This is a genomic window from Candidatus Nanosynbacter sp. TM7-075 (assembly GCF_022828255.1).
Taxonomy (GTDB): Bacteria; Patescibacteriota; Saccharimonadia; order Saccharimonadales; family Saccharimonadaceae; genus Nanosynbacter.
This window is the reverse complement of the sequence record NZ_JAJQJW010000001.1, coordinates 240,180-260,302: the sequence shown is the minus strand read 5'-3', so window position 1 is coordinate 260,302 and position 20,123 is coordinate 240,180. Positions and strand designations below refer to the sequence as shown.

Below are 20,123 nucleotides of genomic sequence, written 5' to 3'. Positions count from 1 at the left end.
ATGGTAAAATATTATCTATGAATAAGGCGACGTACGACGAGCTGGCGCTGGAGCGAATTGCTAAGGAAAAATTTGGTTTTCCAATTGATGTTCAATCGATAATTTTGTGGCACGCTGATGTTAGTCGCACGGCTAAGGCGTCGGTTTTTTTGACGAATAAAAAGCAGCTGATGATGTATTTGGAGGCGACTTCGCCGTTGATTTTATCTGATGTTAAAAAGATAATTTCACGAATGGGTATGCGGGCGGAATTATTTCTTCCGCCAAAAGGTCAGCCGCGATATTTTGAAGATATCGGCAAGCGCAAATTCCGCGAAGTTTTTCCTGGAAGAAAGCACGTTACGGATGAAGATTTGCATTTTTATAAAACTTTGGCGCCGTATAATCCTGCCTTGGTTTTGATTTCTGAAGTGAAAAATGGCGAGATATATCAATTCGATTCTGACGCGTACGGAAATTGGCGAGTTGGCGCAAGGTTCAGCTACAGAAGGATTCGGGCAATTTAATGCGCGACTACTTGGATATTATTAAGCGGAATCTGCTTTCACCTATTGTCGTGGTAATTTTTCTGTTGGCTGGCGCGCTGGTTTATGTTCGTGAATATCGTGACGCGTGGTTTATCTCGGTTGTGATTGTCGTGAACTCGACGATTGGCATTATTCAGGAGCTAAGGGCCAAGCGAGTTTTGCGTCAATTGGAGCTGATGAGCGCACCGAAAGCTCGATTGTTAAAAGATGGAAATGTTGTCGAGGTCGGTTATGACGAGCTTAAGATTGGCGATGAGATTCTTATTCAGGCTGGCGACGAACTACCTGCAGACGCGAAAGTTATTGAGTCGAAAGGCTTGGAGTTAAATGAAAGTATGTTGACTGGCGAGTCTGCGTCGATTGAGAAAAAGGACGGCGATGTCGTGTTGGCGGCGACTACGGTTTTGGCTGGTGAAGGTACGGCGCGAGTAATCGCGATTGGTGACGACACGAAAGCTGGCGCGATTAGCCAAGTCTTGAAGCGTTACAAACCAGAACTCACACCTTTGCAATTGGCGATTTGGCGCGCAATTTACTTCTTGACTTACGGCGCAATTGTCCTGTCGCTACTTATTGCTATCGTCTATTATTTCTCTGGCGATAACGTCGTAGTCATCCTAAAAACCATCACTTCGGCAGCGGTTACGGTCGTGCCTGAAGGTCTGTTGTTGGCGAGTTCTCTGCTTTTGGCGTTCGGCTCATTGCGATTAGCCCAGGCAAAAGTCTTGCCGCAAAAATTGTCAGCAATTGAAGCGATGGCGCTTTTGAATCTGCTGGCCGTAGATAAAACAGGCACCTTGACTAGTGATGAAGTGACGCTGGAGCAGGTTGTGGCTTTTGGTGATGAAAATGACTATTCAGACTCTGACGTTGCCAGTTTTGCGGCATTAATTGCTCATGAAACCAGCGGCGGAAATATCACTGGTCGTGCGATTTTGGCGGAAGCTACGTCGCCAAAAAATACGAAAGTTTTGGAAGTGATGGCGTTTTCGTCGGCGCGTAAAATGGCTGGCGTGAGGGCGAATATTGACGGTGAAATTCGGACTTTGATGATGGGCGCGCCAGAGTTTGTGTCGAAGTTGGCGCCAGTAGATAAGGAAACTCAGAAGAGGTTGAATGATTGGGCTGACAATGGCTTGCGCGTGTTGATGTTGGCTGAATTTTCGGACGATAAAACCAAATTGAAAGACTTGAAAAACGGCTCTGGAACGGCAATTGGTGCGGTTGTTCTGCGCAATTCCCTGCGTCATGGCGTTGTTGAAACGGTGGATTTTTTGCAGAGTCAAGGCGTAACTATTCGCGTAATCTCTGGCGATAATCCGCGCACAGTTCAATATATCGCTAAGGAAGCTGGAATTAAACATCCAGAAAAGGCAATTTTAGGTGAGGATTTGGCGGCGCTTAGCGAAGATGAATTTAATAAGGCTGCCGATACTTACACGATTTTTGCCAGGGTTTTGCCAGACCAAAAAGAGCGCTTGATTAATCGATTCCAGCAATCCGGCAAATTCACTGGCATGGTCGGCGACGGCGTGAATGACGCTCTGGCGCTGAAAAAGGCAGACCTCGGCGTGGCGATGTACGCGGGCGCTCCAGCATCGCGCCGAGTTTCCGACATTATATTGCTCAACAATTCGTTCACTTCCCTTCCGATGGGAATGAAATTGGGTAATCAAATAATGCAAGCAATCGAAGTCATCGCTGTCCTATTTTTTCATAAAATTATTTACGGCGTGACGCTTCTTCTTGCGACGATTCTCATCGATATGAATTATCCGTATTCGCCGCGTCACATTACGTTTATGAATATATTTCTGGTGACTATGCCAACTCTTATGTGGACGCTGTTTCCACCAGTGCCGAAGCATCGAATAAATCCGAAGCGATTTTGGCATGATACTTTGCTGGCTGTTGCGCCGATTGCTTTAATTACTGGCATGACTGTCGCGTTCACCTATTGGATTACCTCTGTTATGTTCCCTGGTCACGCTGCAGAAGTCGCAACGATGACCGTGCTTACTGCAACTTTGTTTGGTGTATATTTGGTGTTCTTGGTGGGGATTATGCTTGACGTAACCATCGATAAATCCGCCAAGCGTGCTCGCTTGCTTTATCTTCTGTCGGTGATTATTGTGGCGGCTGGAAGCTTTAGTTTTGGTTTCCTACGCGATTTCTTCGACTTTACTGTGCCGAATTTGTTCATAATGTGGCCAGCAGCTGGCGCAATTGTCGTAGCAATGTTGGCCCAGCTATTCATTGCTCGCTGGGCTGGTCGGCGAATTGTTCAGTAAATATTTTAATTTTCTTTGACTATCTTCTTTGTGGACTGTATTTTCTCATCCGCATAAAGAACCACGTCTTTTATAACCAGTTTTTGTACGGCAGAAATGAGAAGTTCCATAAATTCAAAATCTATTTTCCCATCTTTTGTTGGAAGTTGGATAGACATCTCTTTTGCTATGTTTCTATTAAATTTATTGCCATAATCGAATCTTCCAGAAGCAGATTTTCTAAAGCAAGTAACAATATACATTAAACTTTTGTATTCCCATTTTTCTTTATACACTAACGGATATAATCCTTGTATGTGAGAATAACCTACGTAATCAGTTGGCTGATAGAAAATCCCATCCGATGTAGTCGTATCACTATAAGTAATCATATTCCCTTTTTCTGTGGGTGACAAGTTTGTGTATCCAGTTATTCCATTATTTACGCTACTATTGGTTACGACAGGATATAATCCGTTTTTTTCAAACAAATCTTCATTCGTTAATTTGTATGCCTTAGTTGGTTTTATTTCAAACAAGTCTCCGATTTTGATTTTATTGAAAATATCTTTGAATTTGCATTCACCAAACATTATGCTATCATAAGCGTTTAATGCTTCTTTTTCTTCACTAGACAATTCGTAATTGTCTAGTCCGCTTACCGTTAGGTAAGCGGAAAGTTCGCGTATACGCTCCTCTTCGAGTTCGCGTATACGCTCCTCTTCGAGTTCGCGTATACAAGCGTCCATAAATTCAAAATCTATTTTTCCGTCTTTTGTTGGAAGTTGAATAAACTCTTTTTTTACTTTTTCCCAACCTGCCTTGTCAGTCCACGCAAAATTGCCATATATAGACTTCGCAATTGCGCCTGTTAAAAATAAATATTGATTATCATTAGGTGTATATTCCTCTTTAAACGATATAGCGTATGCATCTTGCAATACGGTAAATTCTTTATTCTGGTAAAAAGTCGCTCCCGTATTTGCTCCATTTGCAGAAATAGAGATTACATTCTTTAATATAGTGGCATTATCTCTAGGAGCATAATTGTTAAGACCTTGGTTTTCAATACCCGCAGTCAAAACAGGAAGAGTAAACTCTGCTATTTTTTTTGGCGATAAATCGCCTACCTTCATCTTTAAATTGTTCGTTTTTAATTTCTCAAACAAATCTCCGATTCTATACTCGCCCCACTGAACGTCTTTAAGCTTTTTGTTCAGTGAGGAATCTATTTTCCCAGGCGGTTGTCCTCGCTCTCATTTTTAAGCAAGTTTGACACTTCCCACGCCAGATAATCAGCCACGGTCTTTTTAAAATCCTCTAATGTTGGTCTTGTGTCTATTGGCGCTGTCTGATTCCAGTCTGAACCGTTTTCTGGATCAATATGCCCTTCGTAATATTCTTTTTCCGTAAAGATATTTAGCTTACTCTTTCCGAATCGCACAAGGTCTACTACTTCCTGGTATCTTTCTTTTGCCCTGTCGGTATCTCTTAGATTTACACTAGCCTTTTTCCTGTTGGTCCTTGTGTAGCCGTCGTTTGAAAAGTCTATGAATTTAACGACTTCGTCTTTTTGGTGCGCTTCTCCTGCCCTAAACACGTATATATTTGTCTGTACGCTTGATTTTCCAACGAATAAATCTATAGGCATTTTAATACTTGCAAGTAGTGTATTCTTCGTAAGAATCTTCTTATTGAGTTCCTTTGCTTTTCCGCTACCTGCTGAATTTTGAATGATAATGGCTGCGTATCCTCTGTCCATCATGGAAAGCGCTTTTTCTACGAAAATCATTCCATTGCCCTCTGCTGAATAAGGTGGATTAAGCACAAAGGCGGTTGCTGGGAATTTTTCATCTGTTTTGCCGAATCCGTATTTGCCATCAAAATCAAGAAGCGAGTCTTTATTTAAGATGTTTGAGCTTCCATCTCCCATAAGTATCATGTTTAAGATTGCAAGCATATAGATGTTTGATAACACCTCTAATCCTAGAAGCTGCTCTGCTTTTATTTTGAGTTGTTTTTGCTCTAACTCTAATGGAGATGTTATTTTTGCTTTTGCGTCTATAATCATCTCATTCATCGCGGCAACAAGTAGACCTGCGCTTCCTGTCGCAAAGTCCCAAACGTAGCTGTCTTTGTCTACTCGAGCAAGTTTTACTAAAAGATTAGCGACATAAGATGGAGTTAACACTACGTCATTTAGCTTATCTTGCGTAAAGCCAAGCCACGAGTACATTTCATTAAATAGCTTACCTGTAAAGTCTGTAGTCAGTCCTATCTTATAATAAATACCCAAGTCATCAACTATCTTTGAAAATATTCTCTTAAGCTGACTTTCTCCGTTTATCGGCTTATTAATATTTTCAGATAATAATGTGTTTTTTAGAGTCCTTACGATAAGGTCTTGTTTTGTCTTAGGCAAGTTTTTCTGTTTTAAGAACGCCTCTATCTTTCTAACAATAATATCCCCGTCCGTATTTCCCTCTTCTGTAGATGATTTTAATTCGGACTTTTCAAGCGGTCTTACTTTGTCTGGTATTCCGAGCGTTGCCATAATTGAAGCTGAAACAAGATACACTCTGTCGTTTTCACTAAGCCCTTTTTCGTTTGCATAGATGTCATTGTTAAGCTTTACGAGGCTTGCATTTATCTCTTTCTCTCTTTTGTCTTTGAGTGCTTCCAATTCTTCACTTGATAAAGAGAGTTCATTTACTTTTTTAATAAAATCATTAAAATTTTCTTTTCTCAAAAACGAAAGATCGCTGTATTTTCCTACTTCTTGTCCAATACCCAAGTTATCTTTGGACACATAATAAACACCTATAGAGTGTTCTATCTCGCCGTTGGCTTTTTTATATCCCGTAACACCAATAGCGATTACGTCAGTGTAGCTTGTGTAGTGAAGTACGGCATTTGCGTAGTGTACTGCGCCATTTACAGCATAGCTATTGATATTTTTGTAGTTAGGTTCATTTTTGCTTGTTCTGTTGTCTACTCTGCCATCTTCGTCAAGTCTAACTAGTTTATCTTTATAGCCTTTGTATTCTATAAGTACTGGGTAATGATTCAAAGCCTCATCTTGCAATAAAAGTTTAGCGTCTGGTCTGTTGCCGCCTGCGCCACCACTCTTTGACTTATATTCGTCTAAAGCCTTATCTATTTCCTCATTGAGGCTTTCTTGCTCTAGTTTGTAATCTAACTTGTAATCTTTAAGCCAGCCGTTCACGAGGTCGGCAATTTTTGGTTCTATGGATTGTTGCTTAATCATTTTTACTCTCCTTTTCAATATTCTCTAGCTTCTTGTCCAAAACCACAAGGTGCTCAATGTGCGGCGTCCTCGGGAAGAAATTGTAGCCTTGATGATGCACGATTTCGTATTTTTCTTGAAGCAAGCTGACGTCTCGCGCCTGCGTGACGGGATTGCAGCTCAGATAAATAATCCGAGGCGGCTCAGTTTCCAGCAGTCGATTAGTAACATCCGCGTGAAGTCCAGCACGCGGCGGATCAACGATGACAATTTGCTCGCCTGTTATATATTCCAGAGATTTTTCGCTTGGCGCCAAAATCGCCTTGGCATTCGGTCGATTCAGCTTGGCAATATTCCTCTGCATTTCCGCGACGGCATGTTCGTTAATTTCCACCAGCGTCACGTCGTCGCCGCCAATTGTCAAACCAATTGTCCCAACGCCAGAATAAAGGTCGAGCGTTGGCATTTTTTCATTGCAATCGATCCATTTTTTCATATCGTTCAGGGCTTTTTCGTAAACGGGAATGTTGACCTGAAAAAATCCTTCGCAGGCGTAGTTGAAGGCGACGCCTAAAATCGTGTCGCTCAGTGTTGTGTCGCCGAATTTGTTCAAGCGTTCGGTGATTCGGCTGGCTGGGCTTTTGGGGTCGGAATAGATTATTTCGCCACCTTTGGCTGATAGTAATTTGGCTTCATCGTCGGAAATCAGGTTTTCTATTCGATCTTTTACGTACAATTGCCAGACGGCGTTTCCCTGTTGATCTGAGCGAATCAGGAGTGTTTTTAATTGGCGTGCGACGATTGGTTTTTCTCGTAATAGATCGCGGATTTCAATTGCCAATTTATTTATACTCGGGTGCGCCAAGCTGGTTCCATCGACGACGACTTTTCCCTTGCCGCCACGCTTAAAAAATGCCAAGTCCAAAGTTTCTTTTTCGTCGTCATCCGTTTTGTCACCGAACCAACTGAACTCGACTTTATTGCGATAATTAAATTCTACGCCGTCAGAAAATACCTCGATTTTTTCAGGCAATGTGATGTTGTGAAGTAAAAAAGCTTCTTCGATTAGCGACGCTTTGTACGATTGCTCGCTGGACATCGGCATTATTTGCCAAGGGCTGGTGCTTAAATAGCTATTTTCATCCTTCGGCGTAATTCGCTCTGGGCTTTTCTCGATAATTTCCGTCACTATTCCCTCGACGAAGTGTGATTTTTTCTTTGTCACGCGAATCGTTACAAGTTCTTTCGGCAGTCCTCCCCAGACGAACGCTTTGCGGCCGTCGTCAAGCGTCCCGATGGCTTGCCCGCCGCCAACGATTTTTTCCAATCTTAAAGTCTCAAAAATTTGTTTTCTCATTAGATTATATTATATCAGGATGTGTGGATTTTTTCTGGCTGGCGTGCTATAATCGTCATTGTCCTGGCAATAGTGGGACGTCGCCAAGTGGTAAGGCACTGGGTTTTGGTCCCAGCATTCGCAGGTTCGAATCCTGCCGTCCCAGCCAAGCTGTATAACAGAGTGAGTGACAAGGTTCCATGACCTTTAGCTACCATGAATAACTACCTCTGTTGTAAAGCTTGGTTAAATAGGAATTACTGTCCAGTCCGGAATGGCTGGACGGCTTGTAAGGTAATTGCTGCGCTTGATGAATTTATCGAAAGAAAGGAAGAAGATGAAAATCAATAAACTTGCTTTACAGGCATTTTATGAATCACACAGAGACGAGTACTTGCGGCGACGATTTTCTGGTGACAAAGCCTTATGGGATGAATCATACAAATGGGATATATTGCCGCGCCTTAATAAAGAGCTGGCGGCGTACGACTCGGTTAATGGTGACTCGATTGCAGAGATCGCGCATATTGTAACGCACCATACAAATACTAGCAATTTTGCTAACTGGCGTGATATTGAAGACCTAAAAGCTCTTCTATTACGTAAAAATGCCCATTCGGTCTTGAGTGAATTATGGTTAGCAAAACCCGAAACGGCTGCGGAGTGCATTCAGACGGCTAGTCAACTTGCACAATTGTTTATGTCAGACAAAAGCTTTGCTCCGTCTACCTGGGCATACCTGCTGGCAGCACTCGATTGTAATTCGTTTGCACTGTATCGTGAAGTGATTATGAAACAAGTTGCTGAGATATGTGGTGTTGATAGCCCTACTGCTGCATCTCAGGGAGAAAAATACACGTTGCTCAACGACGCCGCATTGTATCTGGGTGAGCTAATGCGAGATGATATCAACGACGTGCCGTATATGCAGGCACTGAATGGGCAGGATTTTTTGTGGGTTACGCTAGAATATTCTGATTCTTAAAAGTCTGTTCCTTCATTTTCTGGAATGCCACGCGCAATGTTGTACTCTCTAATTTCTTGGTGGCGCTTCTCCTTATACTCCTCAAAAGAATACCTCTTAATGACTGAACCCGAATCGTCATATTCGACGTATTGCACGCCGCCAGCTGTCATTTTATCCACATCTCTTAGTCCCCAATAGGTCCTTATCCTTGCTACTCCCTGTATGCGTTTTATTTCGTCGCCGTAGGTTTTAATGAGCGATCACAAAAAGCGTAGTTTAAAACTACGTCTCGTCCCCGTTGTTACGCATATCACGACAGGGACTCTTCAATCTATAGGATAAAATCCTTGTAACTTGCCAAAGTCGCCTGTGCGATAGTCTGACTAGTTTGATGTAGGTGTTGCTTCACGAAGTAATACCCAAGTTTATATCCCGCCCAGCGCGGTAAAACATCATCGCCGGTGAAAAATATTTTGGTATAATTGTAAACCTTGTCTTCAAAATTGCCTTGTAGTGTGGCAATTATCTTATCAATTTCAGCTTGAGAAGTTTTCTGCATTTCTCTCAGGAAAAATTGTTGGTTTCGCCGTCCGAGTTTATTCATCGCTTCCTCTTCTAGCGCGACCGCCAAGCCCTCTAAAATCATCCCATCAAACATAGTTTCGGCATATTCAGGCAGTTTTTCCCAACGCAGCGAATGCGACATTTCGTGGCAAATCGTTTCGAAAATAAAATCCTCGCTAATCCCGTGCTGGCTTTTATCAACAGAAATCATAATCAAGCGCGAATGAAGCGTTTTGCCAGCGATTCCGTCCTCGGCGATAGTTGGCAGCATAAACGAAGGTGTAGCGATAATTACATCAACTTCGTAATCAAACTGCGCGAACTCGCTCGAAACAAAAGTCTCGGCTTGTTGCGCTGTATTTTTGAATATGGCAATTTCGGCATCGGTGAAAGTTTGGTTGGCGTTAGCGATGTGTAGGTGGAGTTTGCTCATGGTTTTACTATACTGTAATAACATAAGTATTACTATAGGGGTAACGCTATTTATTAAGTGCAATATTTAAATGGAAATCACTAAAATCTTAGCAGCGACCTTCCGCTCTTTTGGGCGATTTTTTTTGTTTTTAAGCAATCAAGCCATTTTTATCTAGTAAATTCATAAAATCGTCAATAAACAAATTAGTCCTCTCGACAATTTCTTTTTCTCCGAATTTTTTATAAACGTTGCTTATATTCTTGAGCTCAAGATTTTCTGTTCCGCCTATGCGCTGTCCTCTACTGTTGTCAAAACCCTGGTAATATTTAATTTTATCTTCGAATCTATAGTCGGATGCACGAATATTGATCCGTTTTTCTAAAAGAGATTTATTGCCAAGGAGGTCGATTTGTCGATTATTAGACAATCCTTTCTCATTTTCCTGCCGCTTTCTGGGATAAATATGTTCAATATCAAACTGCTGAGAGAGTTTTGGATATAATTGCTCTTTATTAAGCATCATACGAAGCGCCAGCATGGATTTTGTGATTGGTCTGCCGTTCTTGAAATCATAAATAAGGATCGCACTGCGTGTTTGCTCTTTATCAAATTTGAAGTCTGAGAATGTAACTTCATTCAGATTAACTATATTCAGCATCTCGGCAAAAATAGGCGTTCTTAATGCGTTCACGCCTGGGTGCATTATTGCGTATCCCCATATGAATGCAATTGTACGATCGAGAAACATCTTAAAATCTTCATCACCCAATTTTCCGTCTTCGGTGCGATTTGCTAAATAGTAAACAGATATGAAATAATTCCACATGCTATTTGGCGCGTAGTTTAATATAAAGAGCTTCTTTAAGACGTCTTCGCTGAAACGTTCACGATTTTGATCGGTAATGTCTTCCCAGAATTGAGCAAGATCTTTAAGATTTTCAAAAGTGTCATCTTGTTTAAGTACGGAATATTTATCACGCTCATAGAATCTTCTGAGTGACTCGGTCGTGGAAGACTTGTTATTGTCTCGCTTGGCACGAATAAAATACATATATCTTGTAAACAAATCGTCCATTGGTGTGCCGGTGATTGGGTGAAAGATTTTTTCACATGTCTCCTCGAGTTTTTTCCAATCTTTAATAAACTCATCCCTGTCGTCTTCACTTTTCTGTTTGTAATATTGATAGAATTGAGCCTTAAAAATATCGGAATCCGAAAGCGGGAGACCCCTATCGTTTAACGTTGAGAATATACGAAGGGCGGTATCTTGAGACTCGGCTTCAATTGGCATTAAGATGCAGTTATTAAGAATTCTTGCTGGTAAGTTCTTTGCAAAAGTTGGGAAGCTATTGATGAATTCATCAACTTTTTTAAGGAAAAACCTAAAGTTATTGGCATATCGGCTAGTTTGGCTGTCGGTAACGATGCCTGTTCTTAGGATTGAAAGGAACTCCTCCTTGTCTTTATCGGTGGCTACGACAGAATCTATTTTTAGGTGATCTTTATCTGGCTTGCCCATTTCATCTGTTTTCCATATACAGCTGGCGATACGCTCGGAAAAGTCTTTTGAGCCTTGGTCTTGCATTTTGGTGAAGCGATCGTAAAAGGCTCGAAGGAGAAGCATGAATGTGGTTAGGCGCTGCTGACCGTCGATCACTTCTTGTTGTTTTTTGTCGTTTTCAAAAGTCACAATTGAACCGAGAAAATACTCGTCGTTCCCATCGAACTTCGTAGCATCATTGTCTGGTATTGCAAAAGAAAATATATCATCCCAGAGAGTCTGGCAACTATCCTCATCCCATGCATATGGACGCTGGTAATCTGGTATGATGTAGTCTGCTTTTCTATCCGATAAGAGTGCATAGATACTTTTTTGGTCTACGTTTAGCTTTGACATAATATCCCCCGTTTATTTTTTGTCGCTAAATTTGTGAATATTCTTAGTGTAATTATAGCATGCCGCAGCATCGGCTTATTGCTTTATATAAAAAAGCTCCCACTCGCTAGTGAGAGCTAAACTGTCATGGTGGACAATTTGGATTAGCTAATTTTAACGACTTGTAGCTGTCTGGTCATCAAGCCATTTTTCCAGGAAACAGTTTCGGATTTTTTGTGATTTAACAGGCTTTTCCCTAGCGGGCTATCCACGGAAATTCGCCCGTCCAGAGGGTTTACTTCCAGGCTATGAACCAGCGTGTAGCGGAAGATTTTTCCTTGTTGATCCACCAAATCCACGACTGAGCCAATAGCGATTTTTAATCGATCGCGCTTCCTTGGCAGCGGCTTGGCGTGACGCAAAATGTCCTTCTTCATAAAGATTTTTGATTGAATATTTTCCAGTTGCGTAATTACATCGTTGCGGCGTAATTTGTCATCACGCGATTTGGCGCGCCCAATTTCTTTCAATTCTAATATGAGCGCTTTCTCTGAAATCTCTAGCCCAGAAATTTCTTTCTGAAGCTCCTTAAATCCTTTTTTGCTTAAAAATGTTGTACTCATACTTCCCCTTTCGGATCGGCAATTTTGCCAATCAACAATCCCATTACAACATCCAATTCTGAAAAATAGCTGAAAATTTACAGAATCGGCAAGGAAATTGTGAAAATGGTTGAGTTTTTTGAGGTGCTAACAGAGATTTGCCCGCCTAGCGCTTTTGTCAATTGTTCCGCTAATGGCAATCCTAATCCGTAGCCTTTTGTCTGTTGGTTGCCGCGGAAAAATCGTTCAAAGACGTGTGGCAGAGTTTGTTGTGAAATCGTGCCGTCGTTGATGAAGTTGACGGTGATGTTTTGTTTCGATGGAATGATGCAAATTTTTACCACAGAATTTTTCGGGCTATGTTTCAATGAATTGTCGAGCAAAATCGCGCACAATTCTCGCGTCGCGGTGTGATGAAGCGGAATATTTATGTGTTCTGGGCAATTCATTTTAACTCGCGCTTCAGCTTTCCGTTCGCGAACGAGTTCGGATATCAATTCCGTCAAGTTAAAGCTTTTATCTTCCAGCGCCAACTTATTTTCCGTTCGCGACAGTTCCAGAAGCATCGCCGTAAGCTCGGTCAATTTATTTATTTCCTCCAAATTGCTTTCCAGAGTTTCTGTAAGCTCTGCCTTATTCGCCTTCTGATTTTTTAACGTAAATTCAGTCTCTGCTTTCATAATTGCCAAAGGAGTTCGGAGCTGATGGCTAGCATTAGCAACAAATCGTGATTGGGCTTTGTGGGCGGTTTCTATCGGTCGCAAAGTAATTTTCGCTAATAAATATGAACACCAACCGCCAGCGAGCAGAACGATAAGATTTATATAGCCCAAACTAATCAAAAGATTTCGAGTTGAATTATCTATTCTCTCTGACAAATTAATCGCAGGAAAATCGCCCTTCCTTTGAACGATAATTTTATGAATTTGCGCATCAACTTCCGAGCGCGCCACCTGAAAAATAATGCTACTAAACAGCAAACTGACGATCATCAAAATCATCAAATACCAGCCCGCCAACTTAATTGTTGCTGAAGTAAAAATTTTCATGATTCAATCCTATAGCCGAAGCCGCGCACGGTTTTTATCAATTGTTTTTTGAACGGTTTGTCGATTTTTTGGCGTAGATTTTTTATGTACGCCTCGACATTATTCGGTAAAATATCAGCGTCAAAATCCCAAACGTGATCAATCAGCGTTTCTTTACTGAGAATCTGATTCGGATGTTGTATCAAATATTCCAGCAGTGCATATTCTTTGTTCGTGAGGTCAATATTCTTCCCAGCTCGCGTTACGGTTTGCTGTTGCTTGTCAATTTTCAAATCGTCAATTTTCAAGATGTCTGGCTGGCTAATTGGTGGACGACGAAGCAAAGCTCGCACACGCGCCAACAGCTCGTCAATTGCAAAAGGCTTAGTCAAATAATCATCAGCGCCCACGTCCAGCCCAAGCGTTTTATCTTCGGTCGTGCTCAGTGCTGTCAGAAACAGAATTGGCATATTTTTCCCGTTTTCGCGCAATTTTTTAACAATCTCCGTGCCCTCTAATCCCGGCAACATTCGATCAACAATCAACAAATCATACGGCTGACTATCCGCCAAATTAAAGCCCTCTTCCCCGTCGTACGCCGCATCAACCGCGTATTTTTCGCGCTTCAAAGATTCGGTTATGACCCTCGCAATTTTTCGTTCGTCCTCAATAACCAACAGTCGCATATTTTATATTATATCTTTTTTCCCGCGCTAAGTGCTATAATTTTATTTAAAGAAAAGGAGGCATATGCCAGATAATAAAAAAATGGTTGAGATTCGTCATTTTAAGATGAGTTTCGGTGATAAAACTGTTATAAAAGATCTGAGTTTTGATGTTTTTCGCGGCGAAGTTTTTGGTTTTTTGGGAAGTAATGGTTCGGGAAAAACTACGACATTGCGTGCATTATTGGGGCTATATCAGCCGACCGCGGGCGATTTATTGATAAACGGCAAGCCGTATTCGGTAGAAAGTCAGATTCGCCTCGGATACCTTCCTGAGGAGCGCGGTTTGTATAAAAAAGAAAAAGTCTTAGACGTGATGCTTTACTTTGGTCAGTTGAAGGGCTTGAGTCGTAAAGAAGCTAAGGATTTTTCTCTGAAGTTTTTGGAGCGTGTCAATTTGAGCGACAAGGCTAATACACAACTTGATAAATTATCTGGCGGACAACAGCAGAAGATTCAGCTTGGCGTAACGATTATGGGCGATCCAGAACTACTGATTATGGACGAGCCCGCCAAAGGTTTTGATCCAGTGAATCGCCGTTTGTTGATGAATATAATTGAGGAGCAGCGAAAAGCTGGCGCGACAATTATTTACGTTACGCACCAGATGGAGGAAGTCGAAAGATTGTGCGATCGCTTGATTTTATTGAAGGACGGTCAAGCGGCGGCATACGGCACGTTGGAAGAAGTAAAAAGTCAATTTGGCGGCGCTTCAATGGACGACATTTTTGTCCAAGTTTACGGCGGCGAAGCGAAGGAGTTGAGTGATGAGTAAAATGCATAATTTGGGGACGGTTTTCAAATTCGAGACGCTTAGAACACTGAAAAAACCGACGTTTTGGTTGACGGCATTAGGGTTTCCTCTGTTGATTGGCGTGCTGTATGGCATTATGTTTTGGTCGCAAAGCACGACTATTGAAGCGTCAAAAAATCTGGAAAAGCAAGAATTTTCGTTGGAGGTTACGGACGATTCGAAGTTGGTGAAGCCAGAAATACTGGCGGCAATTAAAGCCAAAACTGCCAAATCGAAAGAATCTGGAATTGACGACGTAAAAAATAATAAGGTTGATGCTTATGTTTATTTTCCAAAGGATTTGAGCAAGCAAAAGGTTGAAGTTTATGGTAAAGATGTTGGGTTATTCCAAAACGGAAAATACGGCGCGGTGGCGCAGAGTTTATTGAGTCAATCGGTAGCAAGCGGCATTAGTCCAGCGCAAGTTGCAATTTTACGCGACAAAGTCCAATTGTCATCAACCACATATCTGGACGGAAAAGAACACGGCGGCATTAATGAGATGATTGTGCCGGGAATGTTTTTGGCTATTTTGTTCATTCTCATCAGTATTTTTGGCAATCAAATGCTTATTAGCACCACCGAAGAAAAAGAAAATCGCACGGTGGAAATGCTGCTGACGACCGTTAAAACCGACACTTTGATTACGGGTAAAATTCTGTCTTTGATGGTGCTGGCTTTGATTCAGATTTTGGTGATTGTTTTGCCGGTTTTGGCGGGCTATTTGGCATTTGGCTCGAAATTGCAATTGCCTAATCTGGACTTGAGCACGCTCGTATTTGATCCTGTGAGAATTGGTCTGGCGATCATAATTTTCTCCGCCAGCTTCACTTTATTTACGGGAATGTTGGTGACTTTGGGCGCGATGATGCCGACCGCCAAAGAAGCCAGCCAGTGGTTCGGAATTGTGATTATGCTATTCATTGGTCCATTTTACGGAATCACGGCGTTTGTTTCCTTCCCAGATTATTTCTTCGTTAAGTTCTTGTCGCTATTTCCATTCACCGCGCCGATTCCATTGTTGTTACGAAACGCAATAGGCAATTTGCCAATTTGGGAAGCTTTGCTCGGTACGGCAATTTTGGTCGCTACAGCGGTGTTTGTCATGTGTCTATCGGTGCGCGTTTTCCGCTACGGCGCAATGTCTTATGATAGTAAATTATCTCTGTCGGCGTTGCGGACACGTCGAAAAGCTGGTAAAGTTTAATTATGAAAGTACGTATAGAGATAGACACGAAAACATTTGTGCGATTTTGGCTGGTCGTGATGGGCTTTGGTCTGGCTGGTCTGGCAATTTATTCCGCAAAGGACGCGCTGGTTTTATTGGGAATTTCCCTGTTCTTGGCGTTGGCGTTGAACCGTCCGGTTGCGGCAATTGCTAAAAAACTTCCTGGAAAAAGTCGATTAGGCGGCACGGCACTGGCGTACACGACGCTGGTTCTGCTTTTGGGTTGTGTGATCTGGTTTGTTATTCCGCCAATTGTCCAACAATCTGCCAAATTTGTCGAGAGTATTCCGAGTATAATCGACCAAGCAAGCTCACAGTGGCGTGGCGTCAATGATTTTATTGATAAGAACAATTTGCGCCCACAGGTCGATTCGATGATGGAAAACATCAAACAGCAATCTTCGTCTTGGGCGACGAGCGTTGGCACGAATCTATTGTCCAGCGTTGGTTCTTTGGCGTCATTCTTAGGATCGTTATTCTTGGTGCTGGTGTTGTCATTCCTGATGCTTCTCGAGGGTCCAACTTGGGTGAAGCGTTTGTGGGGATTATACAACGACGAAGAAAAAATGGAGCGTCATAAGAAGCTGGTCGGTCGTATGTATAACGTGATTACGGGATATGTTTCTGGACAATTGACGGTTTCTGGAATCGATGCGATATTATCAGGTTTCGTGGTGTTTGTGCTGAGTTTGACATTCCCTGTCATAAATTCCAATTTGGCAATGCTCACCGTTATGGCGACGTTTGTGTTGACGCTAATTCCGATGTTTGGCGCAACGATAGCTGGCGCATTGATATCGTTGCTATTGTTCTTCAATAATATGACAGCTGGCGTTATTTACGCGATTTATTTTGTGATTTACCAGCAGATTGAGAATAACTTTGTCTCTCCTTCTATCCAATCAAAGAAGGTTGAGTTGTCGGCTCTGACTGTCTTGGTCGCGGTGACAATTGGTTTGTATGTTGGTGGTCTATTGGGTGGTTTGGTTGCTATTCCAGCCGCTGGTGTTGTGAAGGTTTTGCTGGATAATTACTTGGAACAGGTCAAGTCTAAGCGCGTTGAGAGCGAAAAACCGCTTAATAAATTAGTTAAGAAATTGAAAAACGAAGATTAGTTGACGCAGAAAAAATATAGCCCGTTGAATCCAGCGGGCTATTTCCATGTCCAAACGCTGCCGCTTGGCGTATCACGAACGGCAACGCCAGCCTGAAGAAGTTCATCGCGAATTCTGTCGGATTCTTCCCAATTTTTCTCTGCGCGTGCTTGACGTCGCTGGATAATCAGCCTCTTCAAATCATCAGTAATATCAGGCGTAGACTCAGCCAAATCCAGCCCTAAAATCTCGTCAATTTCATCAATAAACTGCACTAAACTCTGTCGATGAATTTTGTCAAGCGGCGTATGATCCAACTTTGAAAATACTTCATCAATCAACGCCAGTGCGCCTGGAGTATCCAAATCATCATTCAATTTCTCGACCAATGCCTGACGCCCCGCTAATAACGAAACCGAATCGTCCTGCTCATCTTTATCATCGTCATCCTCCAGTGTGTCGTGAGTCTGATGCCTCAGAGCCGCGTAATCCCGCCAATGATTCAATCGCGCCTGCGCTGCTTCCAAGATTTCCCAGGTAAAATTGCCTTCCGTCTGGTAATGTTTGCTGAGAATCGCCAGCTTAAACGCCATCGGACTAAACCCTCGCGAAATAATATCTTTCAGCGTAATAATATTACCCAGAGATTTACTCATTTTTCGACCGTCGACTTTTATGTGATTATTGTGTAGCCAAATTTGAGAAAATTGCTTCCCAATCAGACTCTCGCTCTGGGCAATTTCATTCGTGTGGTGAACTGGAATATGGTCAATCCCGCCAGCGTGAATATCAATGGAGTCGCCGAGCGTTTCACGGGCAATTGTTGAACATTCCAGATGCCAGCCAGGAAAACCGACTCCCCACGGACTGTCCCACTCCATATCGCGCTTGGCGTCTTTTGGTGAAAACTTCCATACGGCGAAGTCAGTAATATTGCGCTTCCCCTCAACGCTCACTCTGGCGCCAGCTTCCAGGCCCGCTACGTCCAGACGCGCCAATTTTCCGTAATCCTTCAAAAGCGACGTATCAAAATACATGCCGTCGCCGTCGATTTTATATAAAAATCCTTTATCGTCCAGTCCTTTTGCGAAGTCAATCTGCTGTTGAATATAATCCGTCGCCCGCACCAAATAGTCAGGTTTTATCAATTTCAGCACGTCGTAGGCTTCATGATTTGCAACGGAAATGTATCTTTCCGCCACATCCCAGGCAGTCTTCCCTTCACGGCGCGCACCTTTTTCCATTTTGTCCTCGCCGTTATCATCATCGCTGGTCAAATGACCAACGTCGGTGATGTTTTGCGTTCGAATAACTGGAATATCTTGCCAGCGCAGCAATCGCACCAACACATCCCAGTAAATATAGCCAACCCAGTTGCCGATGTGCGGCTGCGAATAAACTGTTAGACCACAGGTGTAAAACTTGACCGTTTCCCCGTCAAGCGGCTTCAGTTCATCTTTTCGTCTAGTGAGCGTGTTATAGAGTTTTATCATTAGTTCTATTGTACGGCACTCTGGCTGGTTTTCAAAATTGTAATAAAAACAGCCCCAGTTGGGACTTAATAATTTCAAGGAAGAAATGACAGACAGCATTATTACAAAACGCCGCCTGCCATTTCTCCTGATGAGCTAGTGTGGACTAGCTCTGGGGACTGGGACGCTTCCACTCTAGGAGGATCTTAACCCTCCCAAGCATTTTGTGCAACTGGGAGATTTGGTGCTCTTCCAGTCGAAGAAGATCGGAATTATCGAGAAGCGTCTTGATATTCTCCTTCACCTGCAGCGCAGGTTGAGTGATCTCGACGAGGTAGTCGTCGAGATTATTCACCTCCTCTCTACGTCCTTCCAGGCTACAAGTCGCCTTTCTTAAGGCAGAGATGATCGCGCCATTTAGGCGTTTCGTCATCTTGGCGTGGTGTAGTGAAAGGCGACCGTAGGCCGACATTATCTCCTGACTCAACCAGGTCTGAGTCCTGCCTGTGGATCCTGCTGTAACGAACGCAGCAAGGAGACCCTGATCTGTTGCTTGTGAAGTGTTGATCACTCTGCGAACAGAGTGGCACTTTACATCTAGAGTAGAACTCAAGATGTCGTGCAAGAGAATCATGACTGAGAGGCATCTCTTGGTCATATCGTTGAGAACTGTCTTTCTTTCTGAGTCTGGAATTTTGCCGGACTTCTGTAATGCGCGATCCAGACCATCGATGGCATTCTTTAGGTTACGAAAGAGCTTGATGTCGCTCTCCTTGAAGACAAAAGTCTTTCCGCTAATTTTCAGAGTGTTGTCTTTTCCCTGTCGAGACATGATCTCTTTCCTGTCTTCTCACCCCTGGATGGTTAAGTGACGTTTTGTCACAAGGCGAGATCTCATTCCTCTTTTCTGCTTTTTATAAAAGGAATAAGAACTCACCTTGTATATAACTGTCTGTCAAAGTACGCTTTCGGACAAGGACTTACTCAACTTGTCAACAAAAGCTGGTGTTATTTATACCACACTTATATTAAAAAGTCAACTCTAACCTAGTCCTATCAGGGTCTAAGACGTCGTAGCTATGTCGCCAGATAAGACCTCGTACTTGACAAAATAAGATATTTAATATATAATAAAAAGTATGAGAGAAAAAGTGCAGGTGCGTCGTCCGCCAATATTCAGCTACGATAGGCCTATTACACTGGATTCTTTAAAGTATATGAAAGATAGGTTGATAGGTGCTTTAGAGGAGCCTGAGATAATTGATAAACTGGGGAATCTAGCCTTAGGACTATGTAATACGGCTCAAATGCTGGAGCCTATGAAATCTGTTGAAGGTGAAGAGCTGGGAGGCAGTCATCCTGACCCAGACTGGACAGATAAAAATATAATACCACTTACTGGGAGTAATGAGTTTGTTGTTTCTGGAAGGCAGATATCTCTTATGCCAGTGCAAAAAGATAGAATAAGCGATACTTTTGCTAGTGAAAGTATCGCCAGAATGTGTACTTATGTAGATATCTATTCGCCCACAAAAATAAAAAGAACAGGTGTTGGCGGTTTTTGTAGTACTACTTTTTACGAAATGGGGGACGTCGGGACGGGCCCTTATGTATATCTTCGCCCTGTTATTAGTGTGGCTCAGAGTGGACTGACATGTGTTAATACCGCCACATTGGGTCACGAGACATCTCATGCGCATGATTGTGTTGCGAATCCAGTTTCGGAAATAGACCCTAAATCCGATCAAGCAAATCTCCGTTCTGAATTGCAAGCTTATGCCGTGGGCAAAGTGATTCAGGATTATTCTACATATAATGATAGAATAATGTTTAGTTACCCTAGTGTGCAAGATCGAGTAGAAGAGGTGCGAAGAATGGTCAACGGCCCCCTATGGTCTGAGGGTGCATTTGATGTGAATGATGATTTGATAGAGCAACTAGATAGAGCAGGCCTGAGAGGTATATATTGATAGCGTAGT

18 protein-coding genes and 1 tRNA gene are annotated in these 20,123 nt (G+C 42.5%); 8 read left to right on the top strand and 11 right to left on the bottom strand.

Going from position 1 to position 20,123, the window contains the following annotated elements; all coding sequences use genetic code 11:
- The first annotated feature begins 17 nt into the window (after positions 1 to 17).
- Positions 18 to 506, top strand: a complete 489-nt coding sequence (locus LRM42_RS01425) for a hypothetical protein (RefSeq protein WP_129635180.1) — start codon at positions 18 to 20, stop codon at positions 504 to 506.
- Entirely contained in the window at positions 506 to 2,818 is a 2,313-nt protein-coding gene (locus LRM42_RS01420) for an HAD-IC family P-type ATPase (RefSeq protein WP_243816464.1), read from the top strand. Before LRM42_RS01425 ends, LRM42_RS01420 begins: the two co-directional genes overlap by 1 nt.
- Positions 2,819 to 2,823: 5 nt before the next feature.
- Here LRM42_RS01420 and LRM42_RS01415 read toward each other — a convergent pair whose 3' ends face one another.
- From LRM42_RS01415 to LRM42_RS01405, 3 genes are read right to left on the bottom strand one after another with little or no spacing between them, the layout of a single operon-like run.
- On the bottom strand, positions 2,824 to 4,017 hold the full coding sequence (locus tag LRM42_RS01415) for a restriction endonuclease subunit S (protein ID WP_275973069.1): 1,194 nt from the start codon (positions 4,015 to 4,017) through the stop codon (positions 2,824 to 2,826).
- An 8-nt stretch (positions 4,018 to 4,025) separates the two neighbouring features.
- Positions 4,026 to 6,065: an HsdM family class I SAM-dependent methyltransferase gene (locus LRM42_RS01410; protein ID WP_243816462.1), complete on the bottom strand. Its 2,040-nt coding sequence runs from the start codon at positions 6,063 to 6,065 to the stop codon at positions 4,026 to 4,028.
- The gene (locus LRM42_RS01405) at positions 6,058 to 7,401 is read right to left on the bottom strand and encodes a class I SAM-dependent RNA methyltransferase (RefSeq protein WP_243816461.1); all 1,344 of its coding nucleotides are present in this window, start codon (positions 7,399 to 7,401) and stop codon (positions 6,058 to 6,060) included. Before LRM42_RS01405 ends, LRM42_RS01410 begins: the two co-directional genes overlap by 8 nt.
- Before the next feature lie 73 nt (positions 7,402 to 7,474).
- Here LRM42_RS01405 and LRM42_RS01400 point away from each other — a divergent pair.
- Together LRM42_RS01400 and LRM42_RS01395 are read left to right on the top strand one after the other, a co-directional pair.
- Positions 7,475 to 7,549, top strand: a tRNA-Gln gene (locus LRM42_RS01400).
- 141 nt (positions 7,550 to 7,690) lie between these two features.
- Entirely contained in the window at positions 7,691 to 8,365 is a 675-nt protein-coding gene (locus LRM42_RS01395) for a hypothetical protein (RefSeq protein WP_243816460.1), read from the top strand.
- Here LRM42_RS01395 and LRM42_RS01390 read toward each other — a convergent pair.
- From LRM42_RS01390 to LRM42_RS01365, 6 genes are all read right to left on the bottom strand, one after another.
- Positions 8,362 to 8,526: a hypothetical protein gene (locus LRM42_RS01390; RefSeq protein ID WP_243816459.1), complete on the bottom strand. Its 165-nt coding sequence runs from the start codon at positions 8,524 to 8,526 to the stop codon at positions 8,362 to 8,364. The genes LRM42_RS01395 and LRM42_RS01390 overlap by 4 nt on opposite strands.
- 152 nt (positions 8,527 to 8,678) lie before the next feature.
- The gene (locus LRM42_RS01385; protein WP_243816458.1) at positions 8,679 to 9,344 is read right to left on the bottom strand and encodes a DUF2268 domain-containing putative Zn-dependent protease; all 666 of its coding nucleotides are present in this window, start codon (positions 9,342 to 9,344) and stop codon (positions 8,679 to 8,681) included.
- Positions 9,345 to 9,474: 130 nt separating this feature from the next.
- Entirely contained in the window at positions 9,475 to 11,223 is a 1,749-nt protein-coding gene (locus LRM42_RS01380) for a DUF262 domain-containing protein (RefSeq protein WP_243816457.1), read from the bottom strand.
- A gap of 143 nt (positions 11,224 to 11,366) precedes the next feature.
- On the bottom strand, positions 11,367 to 11,825 hold the full coding sequence (locus LRM42_RS01375) for a GreA/GreB family elongation factor (protein ID WP_243816456.1): 459 nt from the start codon (positions 11,823 to 11,825) through the stop codon (positions 11,367 to 11,369).
- Between the two features lie 77 nt (positions 11,826 to 11,902).
- A complete protein-coding gene (locus tag LRM42_RS01370; protein WP_243816455.1) occupies positions 11,903 to 12,853 on the bottom strand; it encodes a sensor histidine kinase in 951 nt (316 codons plus the stop codon).
- Positions 12,850 to 13,518: a response regulator transcription factor gene (locus tag LRM42_RS01365; protein WP_243816454.1), complete on the bottom strand. Its 669-nt coding sequence runs from the start codon at positions 13,516 to 13,518 to the stop codon at positions 12,850 to 12,852. Before LRM42_RS01365 ends, LRM42_RS01370 begins: the two co-directional genes overlap by 4 nt.
- Positions 13,519 to 13,582: 64 nt before the next feature.
- Between LRM42_RS01365 and LRM42_RS01360 the strand changes: the two genes are divergently transcribed.
- The 3 genes from LRM42_RS01360 to LRM42_RS01350 are packed head-to-tail and all read left to right on the top strand — an operon-like array spanning position 13,583 to position 16,693.
- Complete coding sequence (locus tag LRM42_RS01360) at positions 13,583 to 14,332, top strand: ABC transporter ATP-binding protein (protein WP_243809466.1); 750 nt, start codon at positions 13,583 to 13,585, stop codon at positions 14,330 to 14,332.
- Positions 14,325 to 15,557 (top strand): ABC transporter permease, encoded by a 1,233-nt coding sequence (locus tag LRM42_RS01355; RefSeq protein WP_243816453.1) that lies wholly within the window; start codon positions 14,325 to 14,327, stop codon positions 15,555 to 15,557. Before LRM42_RS01360 ends, LRM42_RS01355 begins: the two co-directional genes overlap by 8 nt.
- A 2-nt stretch (positions 15,558 to 15,559) precedes the next feature.
- Positions 15,560 to 16,693: an AI-2E family transporter gene (locus tag LRM42_RS01350; RefSeq protein ID WP_243816452.1), complete on the top strand. Its 1,134-nt coding sequence runs from the start codon at positions 15,560 to 15,562 to the stop codon at positions 16,691 to 16,693.
- A gap of 38 nt (positions 16,694 to 16,731) precedes the next feature.
- On the opposite strand, the gene cysS is transcribed toward LRM42_RS01350, so the two are convergent.
- On the bottom strand, positions 16,732 to 18,165 hold the full coding sequence (gene cysS / locus LRM42_RS01345; protein ID WP_243816451.1) for a cysteine--tRNA ligase: 1,434 nt from the start codon (positions 18,163 to 18,165) through the stop codon (positions 16,732 to 16,734).
- A 145-nt stretch (positions 18,166 to 18,310) separates the two neighbouring features.
- Positions 18,311 to 18,976, bottom strand: coding sequence for a hypothetical protein (locus tag LRM42_RS01340; RefSeq protein WP_243816450.1), 666 nt, complete (start codon positions 18,974 to 18,976; stop codon positions 18,311 to 18,313).
- Positions 18,977 to 19,283: 307 nt separating this feature from the next.
- Between LRM42_RS01340 and LRM42_RS01335 the strand changes: the two genes are divergently transcribed.
- Complete coding sequence (locus LRM42_RS01335; protein WP_243816449.1) at positions 19,284 to 20,114, top strand: hypothetical protein; 831 nt, start codon at positions 19,284 to 19,286, stop codon at positions 20,112 to 20,114.
- The last annotated feature ends 9 nt before the right edge of the window (positions 20,115 to 20,123 follow it).

Excerpts from the sequence above, each read along its gene's own strand:
- LRM42_RS01425 (WP_129635180.1), top strand. The coding sequence starts at position 18 with ATGAATAAGGCGACGTACGACGAGCTGGCGCTGGAGCGAATTGCTAAG.
- LRM42_RS01420 (WP_243816464.1), top strand. The coding sequence starts at position 506 with ATGCGCGACTACTTGGATATTATTAAGCGGAATCTGCTTTCACCTATT.
- LRM42_RS01410 (WP_243816462.1), bottom strand. The coding sequence starts at position 6,065 with ATGATTAAGCAACAATCCATAGAACCAAAAATTGCCGACCTCGTGAAC.
- LRM42_RS01405 (WP_243816461.1), bottom strand. The coding sequence starts at position 7,401 with ATGAGAAAACAAATTTTTGAGACTTTAAGATTGGAAAAAATCGTTGGC.
- LRM42_RS01395 (WP_243816460.1), top strand. The coding sequence starts at position 7,691 with ATGAATTTATCGAAAGAAAGGAAGAAGATGAAAATCAATAAACTTGCT.
- LRM42_RS01385 (WP_243816458.1), bottom strand. The coding sequence starts at position 9,344 with ATGAGCAAACTCCACCTACACATCGCTAACGCCAACCAAACTTTCACC.
- LRM42_RS01380 (WP_243816457.1), bottom strand. The coding sequence starts at position 11,223 with ATGTCAAAGCTAAACGTAGACCAAAAAAGTATCTATGCACTCTTATCG.
- LRM42_RS01375 (WP_243816456.1), bottom strand. The coding sequence starts at position 11,825 with ATGAGTACAACATTTTTAAGCAAAAAAGGATTTAAGGAGCTTCAGAAA.
- LRM42_RS01370 (WP_243816455.1), bottom strand. The coding sequence starts at position 12,853 with ATGAAAATTTTTACTTCAGCAACAATTAAGTTGGCGGGCTGGTATTTG.
- LRM42_RS01365 (WP_243816454.1), bottom strand. The coding sequence starts at position 13,518 with ATGCGACTGTTGGTTATTGAGGACGAACGAAAAATTGCGAGGGTCATA.
- LRM42_RS01360 (WP_243809466.1), top strand. The coding sequence starts at position 13,583 with ATGCCAGATAATAAAAAAATGGTTGAGATTCGTCATTTTAAGATGAGT.
- LRM42_RS01355 (WP_243816453.1), top strand. The coding sequence starts at position 14,325 with ATGAGTAAAATGCATAATTTGGGGACGGTTTTCAAATTCGAGACGCTT.
- LRM42_RS01350 (WP_243816452.1), top strand. The coding sequence starts at position 15,560 with ATGAAAGTACGTATAGAGATAGACACGAAAACATTTGTGCGATTTTGG.
- cysS (WP_243816451.1), bottom strand. The coding sequence starts at position 18,165 with ATGATAAAACTCTATAACACGCTCACTAGACGAAAAGATGAACTGAAG.
- LRM42_RS01340 (WP_243816450.1), bottom strand. The coding sequence starts at position 18,976 with ATGTCTCGACAGGGAAAAGACAACACTCTGAAAATTAGCGGAAAGACT.
- LRM42_RS01335 (WP_243816449.1), top strand. The coding sequence starts at position 19,284 with ATGAGAGAAAAAGTGCAGGTGCGTCGTCCGCCAATATTCAGCTACGAT.